Annotated in this window: 22 protein-coding genes; 3 read left to right on the top strand and 19 right to left on the bottom strand. The window is 42.6% G+C overall.

The window, feature by feature from the left end; translation table 11 throughout:
- Window positions 1-126: 126 nt before the first annotated feature.
- Entirely contained in the window at window positions 127-1,290 is a 1,164-nt protein-coding gene (locus IEY42_RS07905) for an iron-containing alcohol dehydrogenase (protein ID WP_188924754.1), read from the top strand.
- A 110-nt stretch (window positions 1,291-1,400) separates the two neighbouring features.
- On the opposite strand, the gene IEY42_RS07900 is transcribed toward IEY42_RS07905, so the two are convergent.
- A complete protein-coding gene (locus tag IEY42_RS07900; protein WP_160055443.1) occupies window positions 1,401-1,733 on the bottom strand; it encodes a DMT family transporter in 333 nt (110 codons plus the stop codon).
- A 256-nt stretch (window positions 1,734-1,989) separates the two neighbouring features.
- Here IEY42_RS07900 and IEY42_RS07895 point away from each other — a divergent pair, with 256 nt between their 5' ends.
- On the top strand, window positions 1,990-3,840 hold the full coding sequence (locus tag IEY42_RS07895) for a tetratricopeptide repeat protein (RefSeq protein ID WP_188924753.1): 1,851 nt from the start codon (window positions 1,990-1,992) through the stop codon (window positions 3,838-3,840).
- 17 nt (window positions 3,841-3,857) lie between these two features.
- On the opposite strand, the gene IEY42_RS07890 is transcribed toward IEY42_RS07895, so the two are convergent.
- Complete coding sequence (locus tag IEY42_RS07890) at window positions 3,858-4,511, bottom strand: hypothetical protein (RefSeq protein ID WP_188924752.1); 654 nt, start codon at window positions 4,509-4,511, stop codon at window positions 3,858-3,860.
- Window positions 4,512-4,728: 217 nt separating this feature from the next.
- Here IEY42_RS07890 and IEY42_RS07885 point away from each other — a divergent pair, with 217 nt between their 5' ends.
- Window positions 4,729-5,769 carry a DUF7450 family protein gene (locus tag IEY42_RS07885; protein WP_188924751.1) on the top strand — a complete coding sequence of 347 codons (1,041 nt, stop codon included), beginning with the start codon at window positions 4,729-4,731 and terminating at the stop codon, window positions 5,767-5,769.
- Window positions 5,770-5,866: 97 nt separating this feature from the next.
- Here IEY42_RS07885 and IEY42_RS07880 read toward each other — a convergent pair whose 3' ends face one another.
- The 17 genes from IEY42_RS07880 to IEY42_RS07800 form a co-directional block, all read right to left on the bottom strand.
- A complete protein-coding gene (locus tag IEY42_RS07880; protein ID WP_188924750.1) occupies window positions 5,867-6,736 on the bottom strand; it encodes an EamA family transporter in 870 nt (289 codons plus the stop codon).
- A gap of 112 nt (window positions 6,737-6,848) precedes the next feature.
- Window positions 6,849-7,292 carry a GNAT family N-acetyltransferase gene (locus IEY42_RS07875; protein WP_188924749.1) on the bottom strand — a complete coding sequence of 148 codons (444 nt, stop codon included), beginning with the start codon at window positions 7,290-7,292 and terminating at the stop codon, window positions 6,849-6,851.
- The gene (locus IEY42_RS07870) at window positions 7,289-7,594 is read right to left on the bottom strand and encodes a DUF2306 domain-containing protein (RefSeq protein WP_188924748.1); all 306 of its coding nucleotides are present in this window, start codon (window positions 7,592-7,594) and stop codon (window positions 7,289-7,291) included. The genes IEY42_RS07875 and IEY42_RS07870 overlap by 4 nt, the downstream gene beginning before the upstream one ends.
- A 103-nt stretch (window positions 7,595-7,697) precedes the next feature.
- Entirely contained in the window at window positions 7,698-8,669 is a 972-nt protein-coding gene (locus IEY42_RS07865) for a formate dehydrogenase subunit gamma (protein WP_188919384.1), read from the bottom strand.
- 79 nt (window positions 8,670-8,748) lie between these two features.
- A complete protein-coding gene (gene fdh3B / locus IEY42_RS07860; protein WP_188924747.1) occupies window positions 8,749-9,318 on the bottom strand; it encodes a formate dehydrogenase FDH3 subunit beta in 570 nt (189 codons plus the stop codon).
- A 28-nt stretch (window positions 9,319-9,346) separates the two neighbouring features.
- A complete protein-coding gene (locus IEY42_RS07855; RefSeq protein ID WP_188924746.1) occupies window positions 9,347-12,205 on the bottom strand; it encodes a formate dehydrogenase subunit alpha in 2,859 nt (952 codons plus the stop codon).
- An 18-nt stretch (window positions 12,206-12,223) separates the two neighbouring features.
- Window positions 12,224-12,421, bottom strand: a complete 198-nt coding sequence (locus IEY42_RS07850; RefSeq protein ID WP_188924745.1) for a formate dehydrogenase — start codon at window positions 12,419-12,421, stop codon at window positions 12,224-12,226.
- Window positions 12,422-12,848: 427 nt separating this feature from the next.
- A complete protein-coding gene (locus IEY42_RS07845) occupies window positions 12,849-13,841 on the bottom strand; it encodes an alpha/beta fold hydrolase (protein WP_188924744.1) in 993 nt (330 codons plus the stop codon).
- 93 nt (window positions 13,842-13,934) lie between these two features.
- On the bottom strand, window positions 13,935-14,819 hold the full coding sequence (locus IEY42_RS07840) for a formate/nitrite transporter family protein (RefSeq protein WP_188924743.1): 885 nt from the start codon (window positions 14,817-14,819) through the stop codon (window positions 13,935-13,937).
- A 104-nt stretch (window positions 14,820-14,923) separates the two neighbouring features.
- Entirely contained in the window at window positions 14,924-15,718 is a 795-nt protein-coding gene (locus IEY42_RS07835; RefSeq protein ID WP_188924742.1) for an EcsC family protein, read from the bottom strand.
- A gap of 84 nt (window positions 15,719-15,802) precedes the next feature.
- Entirely contained in the window at window positions 15,803-16,036 is a 234-nt protein-coding gene (locus tag IEY42_RS07830) for a hypothetical protein (RefSeq protein ID WP_188924741.1), read from the bottom strand.
- Between the two features lie 268 nt (window positions 16,037-16,304).
- A complete protein-coding gene (locus IEY42_RS07825) occupies window positions 16,305-17,321 on the bottom strand; it encodes a formate dehydrogenase subunit gamma (RefSeq protein WP_188924740.1) in 1,017 nt (338 codons plus the stop codon).
- 47 nt (window positions 17,322-17,368) lie between these two features.
- The gene (gene fdh3B / locus IEY42_RS07820) at window positions 17,369-17,965 is read right to left on the bottom strand and encodes a formate dehydrogenase FDH3 subunit beta (protein ID WP_011635550.1); all 597 of its coding nucleotides are present in this window, start codon (window positions 17,963-17,965) and stop codon (window positions 17,369-17,371) included.
- 27 nt (window positions 17,966-17,992) lie between these two features.
- Window positions 17,993-20,842, bottom strand: a complete 2,850-nt coding sequence (locus tag IEY42_RS07815) for a formate dehydrogenase subunit alpha (RefSeq protein WP_188924801.1) — start codon at window positions 20,840-20,842, stop codon at window positions 17,993-17,995.
- Between the two features lie 16 nt (window positions 20,843-20,858).
- On the bottom strand, window positions 20,859-21,056 hold the full coding sequence (locus IEY42_RS07810) for a formate dehydrogenase (protein WP_188919404.1): 198 nt from the start codon (window positions 21,054-21,056) through the stop codon (window positions 20,859-20,861).
- Window positions 21,057-21,106: 50 nt separating this feature from the next.
- Window positions 21,107-21,772 carry a TorD/DmsD family molecular chaperone gene (locus tag IEY42_RS07805; RefSeq protein ID WP_188924739.1) on the bottom strand — a complete coding sequence of 222 codons (666 nt, stop codon included), beginning with the start codon at window positions 21,770-21,772 and terminating at the stop codon, window positions 21,107-21,109.
- A 10-nt stretch (window positions 21,773-21,782) separates the two neighbouring features.
- Window positions 21,783-23,468: a 4Fe-4S binding protein gene (locus IEY42_RS07800; RefSeq protein WP_188924738.1), complete on the bottom strand. Its 1,686-nt coding sequence runs from the start codon at window positions 23,466-23,468 to the stop codon at window positions 21,783-21,785.
- Between the last annotated feature and the right edge of the window lie 122 nt (window positions 23,469-23,590).

The following is a 23,590-nucleotide window of genomic DNA, read 5'->3' as shown; positions in this document are numbered from 1 at the left end:
CAAGAGATTATTATAGACACATGATTTCTGGCTGTTGTTTACGTCACTTTTACAACCTGATGTTTAAGAGTATCGGTAAACAGCAACGTATTTATTGTTTTATCGCTAAACCAAAAGGCGCCTATTATGCTTAACTTTAATTATCGTAACCCTACTCATGTTGTTTTCGGTAAAGACCGTATTGCAGAGTTAGATCAACTTATACCAGCCAATGCCAGAGTATTAATCACTTATGGCGGCGGCAGCGTGCAACGTTTTGGTACGCTTGATAAAGTCAAAGCCACTTTAGGTAACCGCACTGTATTTGAATTTGGTGGTATTGAAGCCAACCCAAAATATGACACTCTGCTAAAAGTTGTAGAAGTGGCACGTAATGAAAAAATCGACTTCTTGTTAGCTGTGGGTGGCGGTTCAGTTATGGACGGCACCAAATTTATCGCCCTTGCCACTCAGTTTGACGGCGATACAGCAAGCTTACTACAACATGGATTTACCCCAGTGCCAGTGGCTGATGATAAAGTGATTCCACTCGGCGTGATTGCTACCCTGCCCGCTACCGGTTCTGAAATGAACGCCTTTGCCGTTGTAAGTTATCAAGGTGGTAAATTCCCAGTAAACCACCCATGTGCTTACCCTACATTTGCCATGCTAGATCCTGAATTAACCTTCAGCTTGCCAAAAATTCAGGTTGCTAACGGTGTGGTTGATGCATTTGTGCATGTGCTTGAGCAATATGCCACTTACCCAGTTGATGCCCGCGTACAAGACCGCATGGCAGAAGGTATTTTACGTACCTTAATTGAAGTTGGCCCAATCACAGTTGCAGAGCCAACTAACTATGATGCTCGTGCAAACTTAATGTGGAGTGCCACATCTGCCCTAAACGGCATGATAGGAACAGGCGTACCGTTAGATTGGTCGACTCATATGATTGGCCACGAACTAACTGCCCTATTTGATATTGACCATGCACAAACGCTCGCTGTGATCTTGCCATCATTATGGCGTGTGCTGAAAGAGCAAAAACACGCCAAACTCGTACAATATGCTGCACGCGTGTGGGATATTACAGAAGGTGACGAAGCAAGCCGTGTAGATCAGGCTATCGACAAAACCGAAGCTTTCTTCAAGCAAGTGGGTTTACCTGTGCGTTTACGTGACCATGGTGTAACGCAAGAGCAACTATCTCAAGTTGTTGACGCGTTAGAAGCCCATGGCATGACAGCATTATCTGAAAGTGGCAAAGTTGATTTAGCCACCAGCCGTAAAATTTTAGATATGGCATGGTAGTCAGCATTTAATCGAAGCGACATTAGGGTCGCTTCGAGTTGCTCGAAACGAAAAAGGGCTTAACAGTCACGTGCATTGTTAAGCCCTTTTTCGTTACCTGTCCTTCTACGCTAATGCGGCGTCACATTCGAAAATAAATTCATTATCACCACACCAATCAAAATAAACCCCATGCCCACCAGTGCACCTAAATCTAATTTTTGACCGTACATCACCCAAGCTATTAAGGTAATAAGCACAATCCCAAGGCCTGCCCATGTGGCATAAGCGACACCTACCGGGATCCCTTTTAATGCTAGAGAAAGAAAGTAAAAAGACAACACATACCCAACAATAACCACTATTGAAGGCGTAACTTTAGTAAATCCATCACTGGCTTTAAGCGCAGATGTCGCCACAACTTCGGTTAAAATCGCCACACTTAACAATATCCAACTTTTCATTTTTACTTTCTACCCAGCCAAACAGGCGAGCAGTATAAAGATTAATCGCCAAAAAATCAGCCCGCGAATGCTTAGCTATACGATAACTAAACTCAACCCGCACCCATTGTGTCTATGTCATCATAGTTTGCGACTCAGACAATCAATCACGACGATTACTTGTATTTACATTCACTATCTGTTTATGTTGTTAATATGTTAAATGGATATCGCTGTATAACAGCCCCCAAAAATCAGGTATTGAATTGGTGACAACGTGAAGGGATTTTCTACAACTTCTTTATCTATGTTTTTACTGTGTATTTACTGCCTTAGTGCCGTAGCAGACATTGGGGTAACGGAAGACATAAATAGTGAAACTAACGTTATACTTGAACAATGTAACACTCGTATAAAACAAGTCTCTCCCAAAGCTAGCCTCAGTTTTTGTAGCCAACAACTCACTGCATTAGATAAAGAAAATTACCCTATTACAGCCGCTAAATTACAATTAACGTTATACGATCTTTACCTTGAGTTAGACAATGCTGCGGCCGCTGAACAACAACTCATCGCTGTAAAAAATAGCACCGGATTTAAACAGAATGACGAAATCAAATACCTTTGGTTTCGCAAAAGTGCAGCAGAAAAACTCTACAAAAAAGACTATGTTGAAGCAAAAAGTCTATTTGAAAATGCATTAAATATCGCGCAAACAGCACAATCTGACCTTTGGTTAGCCAAAAGCTACAACGACTTAGCGTTAACGGAGCAGTATTTAAACCACTATGCAAAAGCCTTAAACTACTATCAAAAAAGTTTGGCTATTAAAGAAGCTTTGGGGAATGATTTTTATACCGCAATAACTTTGAGTAATCTGGGCCTTATCTATAAAAAGCTCGAAAAATATACCGAGTCTCAACGCTACTTTGAACTGTCGCTCGAGCATTATTTACGTCACACAAGTGGCAATGCAGACGTAAATGCCATTAGTTACATGTCGCACCTCTACGGTAATCTTGCTGAAATATATAATATAAACAATGAGTTCAATAAAAAACACTTTTATAGCGATAAGGTAATATCGGCCTATAACGACAATTTAACGGGTAACGACAAACTTTCGGCTTTAATCAATTTGGCCACAATCCATATCAATGCTAGTGAATTTGTACCCGCTCAAGCAGTTGCAGAGAGTTTATCTGAATATTTACCTCGTCAAGATCACTCATTTCATGATGTGATTTACTATTTAAAAGCGCAAATAGCCAATCACCAAAAAAATGCCACACAAGCAATCACATTCATTGAAAACGCCATGGATTATAGCGACACCAAGCAAGACTCATTACAAAAAATGAGTATCTATCAATATGCAAGTGAGCTCTATTATGACAATGGGCGTCCTTATGAGTCCTTAGTGTATTTAAAGCGATATCAGGTATTACATGAGGCTTTGCTTGAAAAAAAATACAGCGAAAACATTAAAGTAATACAAAGTGATATTGAAAATGAACGCGTGCAACGAGCATTAGCAGAAGAGCAAATCATCAACCAACAAAAAAGCCAAGAAATTGATAAATTGCTTAACTTAATTTTGAGTATCACCAGTATTAGTTTACTTGTCGGTTTTGTAGTGAGTTTTTATATTTATCGAAAGCGTAAAGCTCAGCAGCATTTAATGACCATTATTGAGTCACATAAGCAGCAGTTATTTTTATTGTCAAATGACGACACAACAGAGCATGAAGAGAGCGAACAACAACCTGACACCTCACCACAATCACCAAGCGAATTAACAGCCTCGTTTGCAGAATTACTGGTCACGACCATGCTTGATTGCATTAATATTTGGGAAAAGAGCACTAAAACTAATAAAGTAGAATTAGCCGACAGAAGCCAAATTTGGACGATATCTATCGACTCTGGTCGTCTAAGAACACGCTCTTTAGATAAATACCTACACGTAAAAAAATTACCTGATAATCCACGTTGGCGTAATGTTGTTAAAACATGTCACTTCATCTTGTCTGAGTGCAATTTGTCTAACGATGATAGAACACTACTAACCTCGCATCTTGACCGAATTATGCAAGTGATCAAGAGCGAGTCTTTAGGCGTAACGTAATCGATTAATTTTGCGGTTTACCCACCTTTTTTAAGTAATGGTTGCTGTAGTTTAATCTCACGAACACTGTCTCTTACTACTGGTTTAAGTACATTTTTATACACGCAACTAAACGTTAATCCTTCGGTCAATCGGTAATCACTTTGCTGTGCTGTTTCAGGATTTATCCCCACTAAAAAGCTATTAGGTGCAATAAACTTAGGCATTAGATTATTATTTTGATCTTTGATATTAATCGAAGCATAAGCATTACACATCGACACAGCCACAAGCCCTGCAATATTGATTCGATTTGTCACGCTATTAAGATCGGGTGAATTAGCATTATTGTCTTGTAGCTTCGTGAATGGGTCTATCACACCATGAAACCCGCCGTATTCCTCTAACTCGACAATAGGTTGTTGTAGCTGCTTTGTTTGCGTTGACTGCGCATCTGATGCGGCAACATGATCATTGTGTAATACGAGTTGTTTACTCATCATCCATTTTTCAATATCAAAGTACTGAGCACGGTAATGATACTGTTTAATCATATCCATCTCGCTCAGTTCAAAAGTTATTTCGGTTTTAATCGCGGCACTGACAGGCGTGAGTTCATTAAATGCAAGTTGGTGCGCAGATGCGCTACTAGCACAACTAAGCAGAGTGACTAGGGGTAATATGTATTTCATAAAATATCCTTTTTAGAATGAATGCATCAACTTAGACGCTATGCATTTCCATTTTTATAGTCCACTAAATAGTAGGGTAAATTTGGGTAAAACATAAAACGCCCCCTTTTTAACCCTCTAACTTTACTGACTTTTTTATCTTAACTGTTAGTTTTGAATCAGCTTAAGTCATTAAGCATGCTTCAACATTTTACTAACCAGAATAAGGAAGGTCAGGATGAGTATATTCAAAAAAACATTAATCAGTATGTGTCTAATGAGTGCATCAACAATAGTTTGTGCAACCCCAATAACCGCTAACGTCACAGCAGATAACGATTTCATTGTGGTACATTCACCAGGTAATGGTAGTACACCTACAGTCGTTTACCGTGGGGCCAATGGCAGTAATTGGCAAAAAATTGAATCATTCAAGTTTGATATTGACAACTCAGCACAATCGCTAGAAACCTGTTCTGTCAGTGTGATTGCATGGGGGGATGGTAAAGTTTCACAAGGCATGGCTGCCATATTCAAAGGTGACAATACTATTTATACTGGTTCAGGCCACTTTAAGGGATACCAATCAACGACACCATCGTCCGGTTGGGCACAAACTGGTGGGCCTAATGCGAGTCAAATTAATGCATTAATTGCAGGTTCTTTAGCTAATGGGCAATCACCTTACTTGTTGCCTGGTTCTGTCGCCGGAGGCACCTCACCTTGGGGAACCATGAACTTCCCTCTCGCCAGTAATGTGAATGCGAATAATTTCCGCTGGGCTTGGTCGACGAATAATTTAGCGAAGAAGACCTATTCAGTATTTACCGCAGCCTGTGGTGATATCGTTGACTCGGCACAAGTTGCTGTCCATATGCCTGGAGAACACTTCCAATGTTATGGCGTGCAGAAAGGAGATGCTCTTCGTGAAGAAACCATCATGATAGAAGATCAGTTTGGTAAAACGCGTGCCGTTTTGGGTAAGCCAGTATTGTTATGTAACCCTTCAATCAAAATCCACAACGACAAGATGTATAAAATTCGAGACGAAAAGCGTCATATGGTTTGTTATGACTTAATCAAGCAAAACAAAGTGAGAAACCACAATCTTGAAATCAATAACCAGTTTGCACCAGATCAGATAGTCAATGGTCAACGTGAGTTGTTCTGTGTTCCTTCGAGTAAAAAACACTTAAAGCCAGTCAAACCAGGAAAACCCGGTAAGCCGATCCCAAGAGAAATGAAAAGAGCAGAAATAAAACCATTAAAGCAACTATAAATCTACATCGATAAAGGGTTATACATAGTCAGTGAGCCCCCTCACTGACTATTTTTTATTGGAGAAGAATACAAAATACATTCTCGTGCATAGAAATCTACACGCCCATCTCAACCGCTTTTTTAGGCGTAAAACTACTGCCTATTGACGCAATAATCACTAAACCAATAGCGAGCCACTGTAATAAAGATAATTGTTCACTCAAAATAACAAACCCCGCTAGGGCCGCAATTGCAGGCTCTAAACTCATGAGTACACTAAACGCTTGCGTCGGCATATTACGCAGCGCAACCATTTCTAATGAATAGGGTAAGGCACTTGATAATACAGCCACCAATAACCCAAGCGGTAAGACTTCCCAACTAATTAACGTTAACCCTTGGGTAACAGCACCAACGGGCACTAAAATAATTGCAGCTACCGTCATACCTAAGGCCACTGTTATGCCGCCAGATGCTTGCTTGCCTGTACGAGTACCAAATAAAATATACCCAGCCCAACAAGCACCGGCTCCAAGCGCCATCAATGCCCCTGCTATATCAAGCCCTTGAGCGCTCGACAAACTTGGCATGAGTAATAAAATGCCCGCAATGGCACAGGCTACCCAAAACAAATCGCTTTTACGTTTTGAGCTAAATAAGGCGACTGCCAAAGGGCCAGTAAACTCAAGTGCAACTGCAATGCCTAACGGAATACGCTCAATCGCAAGATAAAATAAGATATTCATCCCGCCCAGGCACAAACCATAAATAATAATGCTTTGCCAATCTCGACCTTGAGGCATTGCCCGCCAAGGGCGGAACACCAACCACAAAACGGCTGCAGCAAAACCTAAACGCAAAGCCGTGGTGCCTTCAGGTCCAATAATAGGGAAAAGTTGTTTTGCTAAAGAGGCGCCAGATTGAATCGTCACCATTGCCAACAACACACTACCGACAGCAGTAAGAAGTACACGATTGATTTGCATAGAAAAAACCCAAAGATGAAAAACGCAATAACGGCATTCTACATGAGCACGTTAAAACCGAGCAGTATTAAATATCAACATGCACAGAAGTCATACCATTAAGCGATTAATTTTATGTCTGTGTGATGTTTTTTATAAAAGCAATTTTGCTGTTTGTTGTTGCACCATTATTGTCATAACCACAGATATGATAACCACTGGCAATAAGCATATGTAACATGTTGGGAAACTGATTCATGGACTTAACCTTAATCGCTTTAAATCCTTGCGCAACCGCCCAAGACTCTTGCAACTGGCGCAACTGAGAGGCGACTTTCATTTCTCGGTGCAGTGGTACAACACCGCCAAGCCAACTGTAAAACTCATCATGATTGAGCGAGTAACCCACTTTAAAACCAATGGGCGCTGTATCGTACTTAGCCACTAAAATTAACGCGCTTTTACCCGCAAGACGCTCGGCGATTGTGGTTGCCGTGATGCTATTGTCAAACTCAGGGACCAATGCAAGTACCGCGACAATATCCTCTACCGTACCTTCAACAAACTGGTAAGTCATAATGCCCTCTCTTTATCCGTAATAACCGACCCAGCATAACCGCAAATGTGCCTGCAAAAATAACCTACCGCAATACAACACAATTTGCTGCGTTTATGGTCATTAACATTACCCTTTTTACGATAAAAATACCCCGTAGGTACCGCATACAATGTCAGTAAATTTAACAAATGAATATAGCCAAAATGATTAAAAAATAGCAAGCCTAAATGCGCAGGCATAAACAATGACACCATGGCGTAAACAGCATCAACATGTTTCCTAATGCTTTGTGCGATATGCAGTGGCTCAAGGTAATGCATTAAGTCATGCTTAATCAATAATGATGAAGTCTCTTTCGAGGGATAAATAAAAACACCTTATCAGTTGCCCAATAAGGTGTTTAACAGATGACACGCCATTAATTTACTTTTTGTAAGTTAAGGTGCCATTTTCTTTGATTTCATCAAACCACAAGTTGTGATGTTGAGTCGCCCAGTTTTCGTCGCAGTAGCCAGAGACCATACACTCCATACCGCCTTCAGACATAACTGTAGCCATAAAGATATGCACGATAGAAAACGCGGTAATAATAATGGCGCTCACCGAGTGAAGCACTAAAGCGATTAAGCTTAGAGTACGGCTTGGTTCAAATATATTTGGGAACAGTAACAACATGCCTGAAGCACAAATCACTAGACCAAATAATGCAAACGTCCAAAACCATAGTTTTTCACCGGCGTTAGCAAACCCTGCGTCAGGGTGCTTACCTTTAAATGGACCAAAATTAATATAACCACCAACATAGAGCATCCACTTGATGTCGTACATTTTTGGCATTTGATTTTTAGCCCAAAGCACGGTCATCAGTAGCCAACCGAACATAAATGGAATGGCCATATAATCATGCACTAACTTAGCGGCATTAATTAACCCAGCCCATAAGCCTTCGCCCAAGTATGGTTGGAAAAAGAAACGACCCGCTAGCAAGGTTAACCCTGTTAAAATCAGTAACAAGCAAGGAATCGCACCCAACCAGTGAACACTGACATCAAACTTTGACCAGCGATGTACCATTTTGCCAGAAAAACCACCGTGTAATTTTGAAATGCCGTTTACTTTAATAAACAACACAAACACGATAATCATGCCAAATAACGCAGCCATAATGGCGGGTGCTAATAAGTCGCTACGTAGTTGAAACACACGCATGTCGTAGGTATTAATTAGCTGGTTATGAGCCTGGCCTTGAGACGTGGTAACGCCTTGAGCACCATCTTTTACTTGAGTCCACATTAACTCGTTGGCTGAACTCGGCTCTTCTGCGGTATTTGCCAGGGCAAAACCACAAAAAAGTAAACTCAGCGCCACAGATAACGCGATTAGTATATTTTTCATGTTACATCCTTTTGAGTCGCTAGGTGCTCAATATCTTGAATACCTAGCAACACTTGGAGACTAACTTAACAACAGAGAATTAACCCCAAATTGCATTGTTAGAACCACGAGAAGCAACACGCTCACGGTAGATATTTGATACCACACCGGCATCACCCGCAAGCAACGATTTAGTTGCACATAACTCAGCACACATTGGCAACTTACCTTCAGCAATACGGTTAGAACCGTATTTGAGACGCTCTGCTTCAGAATGATCTTCTTCAGGGCCGCCAGCACAGAAAGTACATTTGTCCATTTTGCCACGGCCGCCAAATGTTGACTTTTGTGGGAACTGAGGTGCGCCAAAAGGACACGCATAGAAACAGTAGCCACAACCGATACAGGTATCTTTGTTGTGTAGCACTATGCCGTCTTCGGTAGGGTAGAAGCAATCTGTAGGGCATACTGCCATACAAGGTGCATCGGTACAGTGCATACAGGCAACAGATATTGATGCTTCACCTGGCTCACCGTCTTTGAGTGTCACCACGCGGCGACGTTGAATACCCCACTCTAAAGCAGAGTCGTTTTCGTTTTTACATGCAGTGACACAGCCATTACATTCAATGCAGCGCTTGGTATCACATAAAAATTTCATTGTAGCCATGTTGGCAATTCTCCTAGCTTAACTGCAATTACGCTTTTACAATCTGACAAAGTGACGCTTTGGTTTCCTGCATTTGAGTCACAGGGTCATAACCATAAGTCAATGCAGTGTTAGCCGATTCACCGATAACGTAAGGCACTGTGCCTTCTGGATAGTTAGCCGCCAAACTCTCGCCGTGCATCACACCTGCAAAGTGGTATGGCATCCAGGTAACACCCGGCTTAACGCGTGGCGTAACCATGGCTTTAATCTTAATTCGGCCACCTTCAGCACCTTCAAGCCATACTGTATCGCCATCACGCAGGCCACGATCAGCAGCATCTGCAGGGCTAATTTCAACAAACATTTGTTGTTGAAGTTCAGCAAGCCAAGGATTAGAGCGAGACTCTTCACCACCACCTTCATATTCAACTAAACGACCCGAAGTCAGTGCTAGTGGATATTTAACTGAGCTGTCGTGGTCTTGAATTGATTTATACAAGGTCGGTAAACGGTGAACTTGCATATCATTGTAAGTAGGATACTTAGCCACAAGATCGCGACGCGGTGTATAAAGCGGCTCACGGTGAACAGGTACTTGGTCAGGGAAGTTCCAAACAATACAACGCGCTTTAGCGTTACCGTAAGGAATACAACCATGCTTCATTGCCACACGCTGAATACCACCTGAAATATCAGTTTTCCAGTTGTGACCGTCTGCATGTTGCTTCTCTTCTGCAGTTAAATCATCCCACCAGCCAAGCTGTTTAAGCATGTCTGCGGTAAACTCTGGGTAACCGTCCTCAATTTCAGAACCAACCGAGAAACTGCCTTCAGCAAGTAAGTTTTGACCTTCGTACTCAACACCATAACGTGCACGGAAGTTACCACCGCCCTGCAATACATGTTTATTTGTGTTATACAAAATTTGAGTACCAGGGTGTTTTTGCTCTGGTGTGCCCCAACATGGCCAAGGTAGACCATAGGTTTCACCTTTCACTTCACCGCCAAGTGCTTCAAGAGTCTTATTGCTAAATAAGCCCCAGTTTTGGGTATGTTGCTTAAGACGCTCTGGGCTTTGGCCTGACATACCAATAGTCCACATACCACGGTTAATTTCGCGGGTAATGTCTTCAATCACTAACAGATCGTTAGCGTTTTTGGCGATGCGCTTGGTGTATTCTTTATCGATGCCCAGCTTTTGCGATAAGCGGTACATGATTTCAAGGTCAGTTTTCGACTCAAATAATGGCTCGATCACTTTTTCACGCCATTGCTGGCTACGACCTGAGTTTGACACAGAGCCTTCAGTTTCAAACTGAGTTGCGGCAGGTAACAAGTACACACCATCTTGGCGACGATGCATTACACCGGCCATGGTTGGGAATGGATCCACAACAACGACGGTTTCCATCTTGTCTAATGCATCACGCACATCTGACTGACGAGTTTCAGTGTTAACAGACTGACCCCAGAAGAATCCCATGCGAACACGGTCTTTTTGGGCCAGTTTTTCAGGTGTTTCTAATACACCGTCATGCCAGCGAGAACAAGGAATACCAGGTGTATTCATCGGCACACGGCCTAAGTATTCGTTTTGGTCAAAACGTGATTTAACCCAATCTAAATCTAAGCTCCAAACGTTGCTCCAATGTGCCCAAGCGCCTGAAGTTAAACCGTAATAACCTGGTAAGGTATCAAATAACAGACCCAAGTCTGTTGCACCTTGCACATTATCGTGACCACGGAAGATGTTAGTACCGCCACCTTGAATACCCATGTTGCCTAAAGCAAGCTGTAAAATACAGTAAGCACGAGTGTTGGCATTACCCACGTGATGTTGAGTACCACCCATACACCAGATAACGGTGCCTGGACGATTTTCGGCCATGATTTTAGCAGCTTGGTAGACTTCTTCTTCGCTACAGCCGGTAATGTGTGCCACTTCTTTAGGCGGGAACTTCTTCACTTCTTCGCGAATAGAGTCCATAGCAAAAACACGTTGGTCAATAAAGCTCTTATCTTCCCAACCGTTTTCAAAAATATGCCATAACATACCGTAAATAAATGGAATATCAGTACCAGGACGAAGACCACAATGTAAATCAGCGTGTGCAGCTGTGCGTGAGAAACGCGGATCAACTACAACTAATTTAGCGTTGTTTTTTTCTTTGGCGATTAAGATATGTTGCATTGCAACCGGATGCGCCTCTGCAGGGTTAGCACCGATAAAGAAGATTGCATGTGCATTCTGAATATCATTAAAAGAGTTAGTTTGCGCACCGTAGCCCCAAGTGTTTGCAACACCGGCTACCGTGGTAGAGTGACAAATACGCGCTGAATGGTCGACATTGTTGGTGCCCCACATCGCAGCAAGTTTACGATACATGTAACAGCCTTCGTTAGAAAACTTAGCGCTACCCATAAAGTAAACAGAATCAGGACCTGACTCTTTACGGATATCCATCATCTTGTCGCCAACTTCATTAAAAGCTTGATCCCAAGAGATTTTCTTCCACTTCCCACCCACTAATTTCATTGGGTACTTAAGGCGTTTTTCACCGTGGCCATGCTCACGTAATGCAGCACCTTTAGCACAGTGTCCGCCGGCATTAAACGGATGGTCAAATGCTGGCTCTTGGCCAGTCCACACACCATTTTGTACTTCAGCGTATAAACCACAACCTACCGCACACGCACTACAAATAGTCCGTTTGATTTCAGTAGGTGCATTATGAGGTACATCTTTCGCTTCAGCGCGGCGGATCATACCTGTACCCATCATTGACGCTGCAGCAATACCACCTGTTGCAACACCCATTTGTTTCATAAACTGACGACGATTAATACCAAGCTTATTAGAAGCATTATTGGTAAGAGCCGTATCTGACTTGCGAGTTAATTTCATCGCTAAAATTCTCCTGAACTAGCCGCGTAAGCTATCGTAATAACTGCGAATGTGGGCTGTTTCTTGATAGCCTTTAATTTGAGAAGTGCTTGCACTTTGCTCTGTTGCGTTGGCAACCTTAATGCCTGTCGCGGCAATAGCGACGCCTGCTGTACTACCAATAGTGATAGCTTTCAGCAAAGATCTGCGATTCAGATCAGGTTGTTGCTTACTCATGTAATCTCCATCGAAAAAGAAGCGCTTTTTAACATGTTGCCAATGCTGCCATCTTGTTAAAAAGCACGGACTGAACACCTTGCTTAAGCACAGTGTTTAAAATTTCGAGGTGATATTAAGAGGGATAGCGCTGTGGTAAATTGATCTACATTAAGGAAGGAAGATTTTACTGGCTTAAAAAGTCATAAATGCCTTTTAGATCACACATATAAGTGTTTAAAAATTAAACATTAAATTACCTTGGTTTAATTAAGCATGTTCAGCAGGATAAATGTTATTTTTCGAGGGCACTGTTTGAGGTGGGAGAGTATAAAAAAACACCCCGAGGAGCATCCTCGAGGTGTGATAAAAATATCGTTAAATTGCGCCAATTTATTGCGACACAACGCAACCTTAACAAGACATGAAAAAGTCTCGTAGTAAAAATTTATTCAGCAATAGCTTGATGAAATGCCTTAATAAATACTGGGTAGTCTTCTATTTGTGGCATATGGCCTAACCCCTCAAGTTCGATTAAGGTTGAGCCTTTAATTAACTGATGCGCATTAACACCCAGTTTTTTATACTCGCCTAATTTTCTGGTAACCCCTTCTTTTAGCCAACCACGACCTGGGCCGGTTTGATCTCGGGTACCGATAATGAGTACCGTTTCACTGGTTATCTGCGAAAATCTATCAACGAGATTTTCAGAGAATATAGGCCCATAAGTGAGGGCATTGTTCCAAGCAACGATAGGCCAATCATCGCCAGCCAACATACCTTGTAACGGCACTAATAACTTTTCATACTCACTAGACCATTTGCCATCATAATAATTGGCTTTTTGGTAATTGCGCGCTTTATCTAAGGTTTTACCTAGCTCATTTTTGTAGAAAAAATTCACGTCTTTAAATTGCACATACTGGCTGTAATCTTCTAAGCCGATAGGGTTAATCAAAATCAATTTACTGACTGCACTTGGATAATTAACCGCAAAAGTTGTCGCAAGAATACCGCCCATTGAATGGCCAACAAGCTCAAACTGGTTAATCTGTAAGCTGTCTAACAACAATTTTGTATTGAGCGCCAGTTGGCCAAAACTGTATTGATAAAAGTCGGGCTTAGTTGATTTACCAAAACCAATCTGGTCAGGAATAATCACTCGATAACCGCTTTTTAGCAGGTCATTAGCAACTTGTTCCCAGTAATAACCCGAGAAGTTTTTGCCGTGCAATAATACCATCACTTTTTTGGCATCTTTGTTGCCAATGTCCATATAGCGCATGGCTAAATCGGTTTTTTGCGAATTAAAATTAAACGTTTTAACATCAAAAGGATAATTAAAACCATCTAACTCTTTGTTGTAGGTTACAGGCTCGGCAGCAAATGCTTGTGGCACCAACAAAACAAGGCTTAATAATATTAAAAAAAAGTTCTTCATACTGATCTCATAAAAAAATCATAAACAAGCAAAAATACACAATGCCAGTGATTTACGCTTAGCACAACATCGTAATTCTCACCTCTTAAGCTGTTACATTTCTTGACGAACTTGGCCATAAGCTAGCATGGCAAATAAACCTGTTCCGCCAATGATATTGCCAAGTAACATTGGTCCAATATGTAACGACAGCGCCGTAACAAAATGCAGCTCGCCATTTAACACTAAAGTAAATATTTCATTCGAGCCGGCAATAACATGAGTAAACTCACCTGCCGCAATTAACCAGGTAAACATCACAATCAACATTAACGATGAGCCTTTTGCTGATGGCAACATCCACACGAGTGCTGCGATAAAGAATCCTGCCGGAATACCGCGTAATAACGATTCAGAGGGGGATAACTCTGCTACGTGCCGTGATATCTGTAATATGGCACTAAAAATATCTTCGGTTAAAATGCCGCCATGCACCACCATCGCAGCCGTAAAAAAAGTCCCGACAAAATTTGCTGTTAACACAACAGCCCATAGACGCGCTGTTCTAGCTAAATGATGCTTTGTTGTATTGGCAAGCAAGGGCAAAATAACGGTAATAGTATTTTCGGTAAATAATTGCAGCCTGGCTAAAATGACCAAAACAAAACCAAATGTATAACCCAGACTCTCAACCAAAGATAAGTAAGGATGATCGCTACCCAGATTGCTGCGGATAACCGCTTCGGCTAATACCGAAGATGAAATACCAATACCAGCAGCAATGCCAGACCACCACAAAGACAATAAAGGTCGCTCTAATTCTTCTTGGCCTTCACGCATTATGATTGAGTAAACGGTCAGCGACGAAAGGCTGCTATTTTCTACAACGGCTTCACGCTCCGCACCGGTCAAGGCGACTTCTGATGGGCTTATTTCGTGCTCACGCGTCTCACGTTTCACCGCGTTGCCTGTCGGTTGAGATGGTCCATTTTGTGTCATGTTGCTATCCTTTTCTGCAATAAATCTGCTCTGGTGTCCCTTGCTTAAAAATCCTTTACCTTATTGATTATTAGCGCTAATGCTAAAACGAGATTCAATGGTGGTTAATGCGTGTTGTTAGGCAACAAGTTGTAAGCTGTTCTGACTGTATCATAGCCATATAGTCGCTCTAACTTTCGAACAATAAAATGGCCTCTGGCCATGTCTTGAAAGTGATCAATAAACACAGTATTGATCATTGCACCACCAGCAGCGCCAATAGCCGGTAACGCCTGAGCCGCCGCTTTTTGGGTGACTTGTACGCCAAACTTTTCAGCAATATTGCTGATGAGTTTCACCAAAAGCGGTGCTGCTTCGTCAGTTATTCCTTTTGTTACCATAAATTCAGCCGCCTCCGACACTGACTTTGCTAATGCAGCTCTCACCGCAAAATATCCTGATTCACTGCTATCATCTAAATCACTCGCGCCTCCTAAAGCAAACACTTCTAAGCAAGCCATTTTTGTGTCGAGGGAGGTAATTAATTCACCTTCACTGCGGGCAATATCCGCAATAGAACGCAACATAATCGTTGTAGAAACCGGCAGTTCAACTGCAATAGCGGTTAAACCAAAAAAGCCACCCACGCCACCACTCACTGCAGCTCCAAATTTGTGCCAGCGATTAGATGATGCTTCACCGGGAATATCTTTCATGGTAAAGATAGCGGCTTCAGAGGCTTTCATTAACGATTTTTCAGTGACTTTGGCGATATTTTTATTCCAGTTAGCAGGCAGTAACGCCAAACCCTTTTCAATTGGCGTACCAATAAAGTGGCTTATTTTTACGGCTAAACCAGGGTTTTCTAATAGCGATTTGGCAATAACAAGTTCTTTGTAATGCGATTTTGAAATATTCAACGAGCCCCCTTATTGGTATGGCAATGACGTGGTAACAAAAGCTGAAGAGCTTCTGTTATTGATGCAACAAAGTCAGTTCCAAACTTAGTCATCTGTTTTCGCGTTATGTCTAACGGTTTTGGTACTCGTTGCTTTACTTACCATCGCTTGCATTTCGTGCTCGGTTTTGAGGCGGCAAACAGACAATTGGCCTAAACGCATAGCCTTAATAGCCTCTAAGGGATCATCAATCTGACTGCCTCGTTGTGACATTTCATAAGCAGCACTATCATCAACATTTTCATCAACGGGTGTTTTATCATTTTTTGGGGTTGCCATTACAGCCTCTTTTAATCATAGATGTTTTAGCAACAAACTGTCGCTTAGGTGGGCTAATCAGACCATTTTCAGGATATTTAATAGCATACCCTCTTTCTCTGATCATGAGGATAACCTTTGGTCATGACAATATTCGGATCATATTTATCACGCACCATACAACAAACAGCTAAAACAAAAAAATGCCAATAAAAAACACCTTGTCAGTTACCTAACAAGGTGTTTTATCTCTACCATAAACAAGTGTGTTAACACTTACTTTATAGGGTTACTCTTTGTATTTTAACGTGCCATCAGCTTTGATTTCGTCGTACCACACATTGTGGTGCTGCGAAGCCCAGTTTTCGTCACAATAGCCAGATACCATACACTCCATACCACCTTCACTGAGTACGGTTGCCATCCAAATATGTACAATCGTAAACGCAATTAAGATTGCAGCGCTGACGCCATGTATCAACAAGGCAAGCAACGACAACTCTCTTGGTAAGTCAAGTGTAGGGAACACTAACATGACCCCTGTGGCACTGATGCTTAGACCAAAAATAGCTAAGGTCCAAAACCACATTTTTTCACCCGCGTTAGCAAATCCACTGTCTGGGTGTTTGCCTTTAAACGGACCAAAGTTAATGTAGCCACCCACCACTAAAAACCATTTCAAATCGTACATTTTAAAGGTTTGTAATGGCATCCATTTAATAATACACAACAACCAAGAGACCATGAAAATAGGCCCCGACCAGTCGTGAGTAAACTTACTAAATGCGATGATACCGGACCATATTCCTTCACCCACGTAAGGTGCAAGAAAATGCCGTCCGAGCATAATGACGATACCCGTTACCATCAGAGTTAGGCAAGATATCGCCATAATCCAATGTAACCACAGATCGCTTTTACTCCAACGAAGTACCATTTTGCCTGAAAAGCCTTTACTCAGTTTAGATGGACCATTCACTAAGTAAAACACTAAAAAGGCACCAAAAACCCCTATCACAGCTAAGCCGATTGCAGGTTTTAGGTAGGTATTTCGCAAGGCCTTTCCTTCATTACCTGCGACATTGATAAGCACATCGGCTTCTAAGCCTTTATCTGTACTGTATCCCGGTTCGCCGGCTTTAACTGCGCGCCAGAGATCTGCATCGCTGGATTTAGACTTTGCTTGTTGCTGGCTAGATTGCTCATCAGCGGCATACACCGGCGATGTGACCAACCCCAATCCCATACACAGAACCAACAGAGCAAACATCCTGCGCAGTGATTTGTTTAACGTTAAAGTTAACATTGTCACTCCTTAAATGGCTGCGAACTTAATCGCAGCCTATGCTCTGGTTAGATCATTTCACCTGTTTTAGGATTGTAGCCCCAAATCACATTTGGATTACCGCGTGCTGCCATGCGTTGACGGTAAATGTCAGACACAATGCCTGCATCGCCCGCAAGTAGCGCTTTGGTTGAACACAACTCAGCACACATTGGCAATTTACCTTCTGCGATACGGTTTGAACCGTATTTTAGGCGCTCTGCTTCAGAATGATCTTCTTCAGGACCACCCGCACAGAAAGTACATTTATCCATTTTGCCACGGCTACCAAATGCAGTCTTTTTAGGGAACTGCGGTGCACCAAACGGACAAGCATAGAAACAGTATCCACAACCGATACAAGTATCTTTGTTGTGTAGCACTATGCCGTCTTCGGTACGGTAGAAACAGTCTGCAGGACATACGGCCATACAAGGTGCGTCGGTACAGTGCATACACGCCACTGATATTGATGCTTCTCCTGGTTCACCATCGTTTAATGTCACCACGCGGCGACGTTGAATACCCCACTCTAAAGCAGAGTCGTTTTCGTTTTTACAAGCTGTGACGCAACCGTTACACTCGATGCAGCGTTTGGTGTCACACAGAAATTTCATGACTGCCATAATGGCTTATCTCCTCATCAAGTGTTGTTAGGCTTTGCTGATCTGACACAAGCTAGACTTAGTCTCTTGCATCTGAGTCACAACGTCATAGCCATAGGTCATTACCGTGTTGGCTGATTCACCAATAATGTAAGGTACAGTGCCTTCTGGGTAGTTTTTCTCTAGGCTCTTGCCTTCAAATACACCCGCAAAGTGGTACGGCATAAAACATTCGCCAGCAATAACACGTGGTGTCACCATTGCCTTAACCGTAATTTTTGCCCCTTCTGGACTGTGAACAAACACGTCATCGCCATCACGTAAACCGCGATCAGCTGCGTCTGCTGGGTTGATCTCGATAAACATTTCTTGCTGTAGTTCTGCAAGCCACGGGTTTGAACGTGACTCTTCGCCACCACCTTCATATTCAACCAAACGTCCGGTTGTGACAGCAAGTGGGAAATCGGTAGCAAAATCCTTGTCTTGAATTGACTTATAAAGTGTAGGTAGGCGCGCTACCATACGGTCTTCATAAGTGGGGTACTTAGCCACTAAGTCACGACGAGGCGTGTATAGCGGTTCGCGGTGTAATGGAATGTCATCAGGGAAGTTCCATACGATACAACGCGCTTTAGCGTTACCGTAAGGCATACAACCATGTTTAATTGCCACACGCTGAATACCACCAGAGATATCTGTTTTCCAGTTTTTACCTTCTGCTTTGACTTTCTCTTCAGCCGTTAGGTCGTCCCACCAGCCAAGCTGTTTAAGCATGTCGGCAGTAAACTCTGGATAACCGTCTTGAATTTCAGACCCTTTCGAGAAAGAACCTTCTGCAAGAATGTTATTACCTTCGTGCTCAACACCATAACGTGCACGGAAGTTACCGCCACCGTCTTTAACTTCACGACCTGTGCGATACAGAATTTGTGAGCCTGGGTGTTTCTGTTCTGGTGTGCCCCAACATGGCCAAGGTAAACCATAGGTTTCGCCTTTAGCTGGGCCGCCAGGTGCTTCTAGTGATTCAACGTTGAAGGTGCCCCAGTTTTCTTGGTGCATTTTCAAACGTTCAGGGCTTTGGCCGGTGTAACCAATAGTCCACATACCTGTGTTAAATTCACGGGTGATATCTTCCACTAATGGCTCGTCACCATTGACTTTAATGTGCTTACAGAATTGATCTGCAACGCCCCATTTTTTGGCCAATTTGTACATAATAACGTGGTCAGGTAACGACTCAAATAGTGGCTCAATCACTTGTGAGCGCCACTGAAGTGAACGGTTAGATGCAGATACTGAACCATAGGTTTCAAATTGAGTTGCTGCTGGCAGTAAATACACGCCATCTTGGCGTTCGTGCATAACACCCGCCATGGTTGGGAATGGATCGACAACCACAATCGTGTCCATCTTGTTAAGCGCTTCACGCACTTCACGACCACGAGTTTCGGTGTTAACAGACTGACCCCAGAAGAATCCCAAACGAATGTTGTCTTTTTGGGCAATCTTGGCTTTGTCTTCTAACACACCATCGTGCCAGCGCGAACAAGGAATACCTGCAGATGTTTGTGGTGATTGACCTAGGTATTCACCTTGGTCAAAACGATCTTTAACCCAGCTTGGTTCTAGATCCCATACATTTGACCAATGGTTCCATGCGCCAGATGTTAAACCGTAGTAACCTGGTAAGTTATCAAATAACAAACCAAAGTCTGTTGCACCTTGCACGTTATCGTGACCACGGAAAATGTTTGTTCCTCCGCCTTCAATACCCATGTTGCCAAGGGCTAACTGTAAAATACAGTAAGCACGAGTGTTTGCGTTACCGATGTGATGCTGAGTACCACCCATACACCATACGATAGTGCCAGGCTTAGTTTCAGCCATCATTTTGGCTACGCGATACATTTGCGCTTTAGATACACCAGCAATGTTTTCAACTTCTTCTGGTGTGTATTTTTTCACTTCTTCTTGGATACGTTCCATGCCGTATACACGTTGAGAAATGAATGATTCATCTTGCCAGCCGTTTTCGAAAATATGCCATAACAAACCATAAATAAATGGAATGTCAGTACCTGGACGAATATGAACATATTCATCAGATTTAGCTGCTGTACGGGTAAAACGTGGGTCAACCACAATGATTTTAGCGCCGCGTTCTTTACCAATTAAAATGTGCTGCATCGCCACTGGGTGAGCTTCACATGGGTTAGAACCAATAAACATCATGCATTTTGAGTTGCGGATGTCGTTAAACGAGTTAGTTTGCGCACCGTAGCCCCAAGTGTTTGCAACACCGGCTACCGTGGTAGAGTGACAAATACGTGCAGAGTGATCGACATTGTTAGTGCCCCACATTGCCGCTAATTTGCGATACATATAAGCTTGTTCGTTTGAAAATTTTGCACTACCCATAAAGTAAACTGAATCAGGACCAGATTCTTGACGAATCGACTCCATTTTGTCGCCTACTTCATTGATGGCTTGATCCCATGATAGACGCTTCCATTTACCACCTTCTAACTTCATTGGGTATTTTAAGCGTTTTTCACCGTGGCCATGCTCACGTAATGCAGCACCTTTAGCACAGTGTCCACCTTGGTTAAATGGATGGTCGAACGCAGGCTCTTGCCCTGTCCATACCCCATTTTGTACTTCAGCATAAATACCACAACCAACAGAACAGTGAGAACAAATGGTTCTTTTCACTTCTGTAGGTGCGTTATGAGGCACATCTTTTGCCTCTGCTTTACGCATCATACCTGCACCAAGCATTGACGCTGCGGCAATACCACCTGTCGCCAAACTGGCAGACTTGAGGAATTGACGTCGGTTAAGACCTAAGCCGGACGTTGTTTTAGTCTCGACTGTGTCTGATTTGCGGGTTAATCGCATCACACACTCTCCTTTGTTATTTGCTTAACGAAGCATAGTAATTACGAATATGCTCTGTTTCGCGATAGTTATTGCCCTTAGGCTCTTCGGTAGAAGGTTTAGTCACTTGAGCAAGTGCTGGGGCACTCACACTTGCAACAGCACCTGCCGCACTGCCGAGCGCTAATGCTTTTAGCATTTGACGACGACCCATGTCGGAAGCTTGCTTCTTCATAATGTCTCCTTATTGATAAAAAGATGTGGCCGGGTAGGCCATCATCCGGTTTAGTTAATTTGCACAGCTTGTTCTTCTACTGGTTCTAAGTCAGCACTACCTGGACAATTCACCGGAATATTTAAACTTAACTGTTCAAATTCGTTAGCTTCGGCCATAAAAAAGGCGTTAGCAAGTTGCGCAACCGCAACGTAAAACTGAGCACTAGGTGTTTTAGCTAAATTGTCGCAAAAGCGAATAATCCAGCTACCAATATGGCGTTGATAAAACGCTAATTGGCGATAACCTGGAGCCTCTAAAATGAGGCAACCCATCACTTCGCATAGCGCGGCAACATGATCTTCTGGTTCTTTGACGTTTTCTTCGCGTTCAAATCCTAATTGCATTAAGTCACTGCGTAATGCGGCTAGGGGTTTGTCCATTAATGAACCTGTCATAAACCAACTGCCGTAAGGCATTATTTCACCGCTGCCGACCCCTAAGAAGATGGCAAAATATTCATCTTCTAGGGTATCAGTATCACTTTTTTGTGCTGCTTGCTTCAATGCAACCCAAGCATCGCTCATGGCGTTGCCTTCTTCGACTTCTATGTCTAAATCAGCTAAAAACTGCAATAATTCGGCACTCGGTTGACGACGCATTAACGCTGCCAACAACTGATAAATATCAGCTCTTAATTGGTCGTTCTCGCTTATTTCTCTCACTGTTTCTGTCATAGCAGATCTCTTATCGCAATTGCTTTTCTGGATCGTCAAGGATGTCTTCAAACATGTCTTTTACTCGGCAGTCGCCACACATTTTCAAACGCTCTATATTGGCGCTAAATGCACTGTGCGCGCCGACCATTTCTATCATTTTGTGCACCATTGATTGGGTGGCAAACTCGCTACCGCATCGTATACATTCAAATGGTGGTTCTTGTTTTAATATTTGAACTTGTTGGCGCTGTTGTGGATTAAAGTTAATTTGTGCCACTAAACTAATGACTTTTTCAGGGCAAGCGGCTTCACATAAACCACATTGCACACAATCTTGCTCTGTAAACTTAAGTGCAGGCTTGTCACCACCATCTTTTAGCGCTTGGGTTGGGCAAGTCGCAACGCATGACATACACAAGGTACATTTGTCGCTGTTAATGCTCACAATGCCATAAGGAACATTAGCAATAGATAACACATTATCAACCGCTGCAGCTTGGCTGTTTAGATGATCAATCGCTTGAAACAACAAACTGCGCTTGGCATTGCTAGCAGGCCCAGCGTCAGCTTGGTTTACTGTCATTGGCATAATGACTGGCCACGCTAAACTGATTGCCAATGATGGGTATAAATCAGCAAGATCGTCTGGGCTAATTAGGCGTATACGTTGTGGCTGGCCCATTTCATCTAAAATGCGATTTGCTAACGCTAACTCACCGTTTAACATTTGGGTTAACGTAGGTGCGGTCAAATCTGTATTAAGAATAAGGATTTCACGCGCGCCATACGCTAGCGTGGTCATCCAATGGTCAATACTGGCTACGGTAATCTCTTCCATTGCGATGGGTAACACATCACCGCTTAACTCATCTGTAATAAACTGCGCACCAGCTTCATTATCATGAAATAACACCACGGGTGCTGTTTGCGCTTGTAAACGGTAACGACTGACGAGCTTTTCAAGGTAAGAATGTAATGATTTTGGTGACGGTAAGTCGTAACTTAACGCCCCAGTTGGACATGCGTTGCTGCAACTGCCTGCGCCATGACAAAGGTATGGGTCGATTTCAATTTTTTGTGCCACGCTGCTAATTGCATCTGCAGGGCAAAAATTTAAACAACGATTACAACCATTTAAACCATGTTTGTTATGAGCGCAAATGTCATGATTGACTTTGACGTATCTTGGTTTATCAAACTCACCCACTAAATCAGGGATTTGTTCAAGTGCATCAGCAAGTAGCGCTTGGTCTTGGCCAACGTAAAAATAGCCTGGAGGTAACATTTCTAAGTTAATACTTGGACTGTGGCTTAAGTCGAGCACGATATCAAAGTGGGCTTGACGAATTGCCACCACACTTAAATCGCTTACGCCGTAGTCACCTTCAACCTTAACCTGAAACTGGCCTAAAAAGCCTTTAATACTGATTAATTTATTATAGTAGCTTTCAATGTCAGTTGCGGCATTCATTACTGCTTCAAGGTGAGCTTCATCCTGGCTGGTAATCGCTTCATTCGCCAAAATGACACAGTTGTTCATAGTGGACAATTTGTCCGCGGCTAAACGGGCAAGATCTTCTGGGCCAATGACTAATACATTACCTTGAGTAGTATAGCTGACTGTTGGCGGGATCAGATTTTGTAGGATCTGCGTATTCGCCATCACCTGCTGCCGAGCTTGTTTCAGCATAGGTTGGTTTTTAATTATGCTCATTGCGTTCCTAATATCGGTTTTATTCTGGGTTAATGACAGTGGCTCATTACTGTTATTAACGCTTGTTTAACTAAGCTCATTCAAACGACTGACCGCACACCCATTACTTTATCAATATCATA

Origin of the sequence: Shewanella algicola (assembly GCF_014648035.1) — a bacterium.
Taxonomy (GTDB): Bacteria; Pseudomonadota; Gammaproteobacteria; order Enterobacterales; family Shewanellaceae; genus Shewanella; species Shewanella algicola.
The sequence above is the reverse complement of the archived record's forward strand: the minus strand, read 5'-3'. Positions and strand labels throughout refer to the sequence as shown.